Raw genomic sequence first — 3,375 nt, forward strand, 5'->3', positions numbered from 1 at the left:
CACAGCAAAACACAATATCTGCTGAATCTCAGATAAGAGACCTAGACTTCGCAGAGGCTTCCGCTGACCTAGCAAAAAAACAACTACTAATGACCACACAAACAAACCTGCTCTCGCAAACTAACGCACTGCCACAAACAATAATGCAACTGATAAAATTCTGATGTGATGCCACAGTTAAAATGCCCCTATTTAAGTGAGGGGCATTTTAACTTGTGCAATTACATACTCATTAAATCCATTGACAAAACAATTTTCTGTGTATAAAATCGGCATGAGGATGTTTATGAAATATGCCAAGATGACGGGTAGTGGCAACGACTTCATTATCGTTAATAATATGGATAGGCGGCTAAATGTCGCAGATATTGCCCCTCTGGTGCCTAAAATATGCGCTAGGGGCGTATCTATAGGAGCAGACGGCTTTTTTATGATAGAGCCAGCTGACACAAAAGACGTTGACTTCAAATGGCATTTTTATAATTCAGATGGCACAACTGGCGAGATGTGTGGCAATGGCAGTCGCTGTGTAGCGCGCTTTGTCCACAGACTAGGCTATGTTGGTAAAAATATGCGTTTCCTCACTGGCGCGGGCGTGATAGCCGCAGAAATTATTGATGAAACCCACGTTAAAGTTCAACTGACAACCCCCCATAGTTTAGTTATAGATAAAACATTAGACGCAGGTAGCAGGCAGATTAAATACTCTTATGTTAACACAGGCGTGCCACATGCCGTATTGTTTGTAGATGATGTAGAAAGTGCCGATGTAGCAGGGCTTGGCAGGCTTTTACGCTATCACAGCGCATTTGCCCCAGCGGGTGCTAATGTTGACTTTGTAAAGATGGTGGCACCGGATATCCTACGTATGCGGACTTACGAACGCGGAGTTGAAGGAGAAACGCTTGCTTGTGGCACTGGAGCAGTGGCAAGTGCACTAATTGCGATAGAAAAGGGGCTTGTGAAGTCGCCTGTGCATATTAAAACGAGTGGCAACATTGATATGAATGTTTATATGGTGAATGGCACACCCTATCTGGAGGGGGAAGCAAGGCTCTTGTCAGAGGGGGAGATGTTTAGTGAGGCTATGAAATACTAATTTACTAGATTAGTGGGAGGCGACTATGTTTAAGGGCAGTATAACGGCACTGGTGACACCTTTCAAGAAAGATGGAGAGGTTGATGAAAAGGCTTTAGAGCGGCTAGTTGAATTTCAAATATCAGAGGGCACGGATGTAATACTGCCGTGTGGCACGACCGGCGAATCCGCCACTATGGAGCATAAAGAAGAAATCTACATCACCAAACGTGTCATTGAGATGGTTAATAAACGTGTGCCTGTTATCGCAGGTGCGGGTTCAAACGACACAAAGGTGTCCATTCACTTGGCTGAAGCTGCCAAAAAGAACGGAGCAGACGGCGCACTACTGGTTACCCCATATTACAATAAACCTACGCAGGAGGGGATGTATCAGCACTTTAAGGCTGCGGCGGAAGCGGTGAATATCCCAATAGTGATGTATAATGTGCCCGGTCGCACGGGCGTGAATATGGCACCCGAGACGGTTGTTCGTTTAAGCAAAATTTCAAATATAGTAGCGGTCAAAGAGGCAAGTGGCACGGTTGATAACACTATGCAGATACTTCACGATGCGCCCGATTTCACAGTGTTATCGGGTGATGATGCGCTAACCTATCCACTAATGGCATTAGGGGCAAAGGGGATTATATCGGTAGCGTCTAACATTATACCGAGAGGGGTATCGGAGCTTGCCGCTGCTATATTTGAAATTTTGCTTAAACGAACAACCGTCTCGGGTGCCATATTCACGCCCGTGCGACCGGGCACATTATACATCACTATTGGGATATTCACCGCTTCCGCCGCAGCCTTAAAGTGCTGATACATCCCCTCCTGCGTAGGTTTATTGTAATATGGGGTAACCAGTAGTGCGCCGTCTGCTCCGTTCTTTTTGGCAGCTTCAGCCAAGTGAATGGACACCTTTGTGTCGTTTGAACCCGCACCTGCGATAACAGGCACACGTTTATTAACCATCTCAATGACACGTTTGGTGATGTAGATTTCTTCTTTATGCTCCATAGTGGCGGATTCGCCGGTCGTGCCACACGGCAGTATTACATCCGTGCCCTCTGATATTTGAAATTCAACTAGCCGCTCTAAAGCCTTTTCATCAACCTCTCCATCTTTCTTGAAAGGTGTCACCAGTGCCGTTATACTGCCCTTAAACATAGTCGCCTCCCACTAATCTAGTAAATTAGTATTTCATAGCCTCACTAAACATCTCCCCCTCTGACAAGAGCCTTGCTTCCCCCTCCAGATAGGGTGTGCCATTCACCATATAAACATTCATATCAATGTTGCCACTCGTTTTAATATGCACAGGCGACTTCACAAGCCCCTTTTCTATCGCAATTAGTGCACTTGCCACTGCTCCAGTGCCACAAGCAAGCGTTTCTCCTTCAACTCCGCGTTCGTAAGTCCGCATACGTAGGATATCCGGTGCCACCATCTTTACAAAGTCAACATTAGCACCCGCTGGGGCAAATGCGCTGTGATAGCGTAAAAGCCTGCCAAGCCCTGCTACATCGGCACTTTCTACATCATCTACAAACAATACGGCATGTGGCACGCCTGTGTTAACATAAGAGTATTTAATCTGCCTGCTACCTGCGTCTAATGTTTTATCTATAACTAAACTATGGGGGGTTGTCAGTTGAACTTTAACGTGGGTTTCATCAATAATTTCTGCGGCTATCACGCCCGCGCCAGTGAGGAAACGCATATTTTTACCAACATAGCCTAGTCTGTGGACAAAGCGCGCTACACAGCGACTGCCATTGCCACACATCTCGCCAGTTGTGCCATCTGAATTATAAAAATGCCATTTGAAGTCAACGTCTTTTGTGTCAGCTGGCTCTATCATAAAAAAGCCGTCTGCTCCTATAGATACGCCCCTAGCGCATATTTTAGGCACCAGAGGGGCAATATCTGCGACATTTAGCCGCCTATCCATATTATTAACGATAATGAAGTCGTTGCCACTACCCGTCATCTTGGCATATTTCATAAACATCCTCATGCCGATTTTATACACAGAAAATTGTTTTGTCAATGGATTTAATGAGTATGTAATTGCACAAGTTAAAATGCCCCTCACTTAAATAGGGGCATTTTAACTGTGGCATCACATCAGAATTTTATCAGTTGCATTATTGTTTGTGGCAGTGCGTTAGTTTGCGAGAGCAGGTTTGTTTGTGTGGTCATTAGTAGTTGTTTTTTTGCTAGGTCAGCGGAAGCCTCTGCGAAGTCTAGGTCTCTTATCTGAGATTCAGCAGATATTGTGTTTTGCTGTG

5 protein-coding genes and 1 pseudogene are annotated in these 3,375 nt (G+C 45.2%); 3 read left to right on the plus strand and 3 right to left on the minus strand.

Annotated elements, in window-relative coordinates; translation table 11 throughout:
* The first annotated feature begins 14 nt into the window (after positions 1-14).
* The 3 genes from AC1MDJ_RS07065 (at position 15) to dapA (ending at position 1,904) form a co-directional block, all read left to right on the plus strand.
* Complete coding sequence (locus AC1MDJ_RS07065) at positions 15-164, plus strand: flagellin (RefSeq protein WP_479690227.1); 150 nt, start codon at positions 15-17, stop codon at positions 162-164.
* Positions 165-259: 95 nt separating this feature from the next.
* Complete coding sequence (gene dapF / locus AC1MDJ_RS07070; protein WP_479690225.1) at positions 260-1,099, plus strand: diaminopimelate epimerase; 840 nt, start codon at positions 260-262, stop codon at positions 1,097-1,099.
* 25 nt (positions 1,100-1,124) lie between these two features.
* Complete coding sequence (gene dapA / locus AC1MDJ_RS07075) at positions 1,125-1,904, plus strand: 4-hydroxy-tetrahydrodipicolinate synthase (protein ID WP_479690226.1); 780 nt, start codon at positions 1,125-1,127, stop codon at positions 1,902-1,904.
* On the opposite strand, the pseudogene AC1MDJ_RS07080 reads toward dapA, so the two are convergent.
* The 3 genes and pseudogenes from AC1MDJ_RS07080 to AC1MDJ_RS07090 all read right to left on the minus strand — a co-directional run.
* Positions 1,832-2,251, minus strand: a pseudogene (locus tag AC1MDJ_RS07080) (dihydrodipicolinate synthase family protein); the annotation flags it as partial. The gene dapA and the pseudogene AC1MDJ_RS07080 overlap by 73 nt on opposite strands.
* A 25-nt stretch (positions 2,252-2,276) precedes the next feature.
* Positions 2,277-3,116: a diaminopimelate epimerase gene (gene dapF, locus AC1MDJ_RS07085; RefSeq protein WP_479690225.1), complete on the minus strand. Its 840-nt coding sequence runs from the start codon at positions 3,114-3,116 to the stop codon at positions 2,277-2,279.
* A 95-nt stretch (positions 3,117-3,211) separates the two neighbouring features.
* Positions 3,212-3,361: a flagellin gene (locus AC1MDJ_RS07090; protein ID WP_479690227.1), complete on the minus strand. Its 150-nt coding sequence runs from the start codon at positions 3,359-3,361 to the stop codon at positions 3,212-3,214.
* Between the last annotated feature and the right edge of the window lie 14 nt (positions 3,362-3,375).

Source organism: Candidatus Termitispirillum reticulitermitis, from assembly GCF_054655775.1.

Excerpts from the sequence above, each read along its gene's own strand:
- dapA (WP_479690226.1), top strand. The coding sequence starts at position 1,125 with ATGTTTAAGGGCAGTATAACGGCACTGGTGACACCTTTCAAGAAAGAT.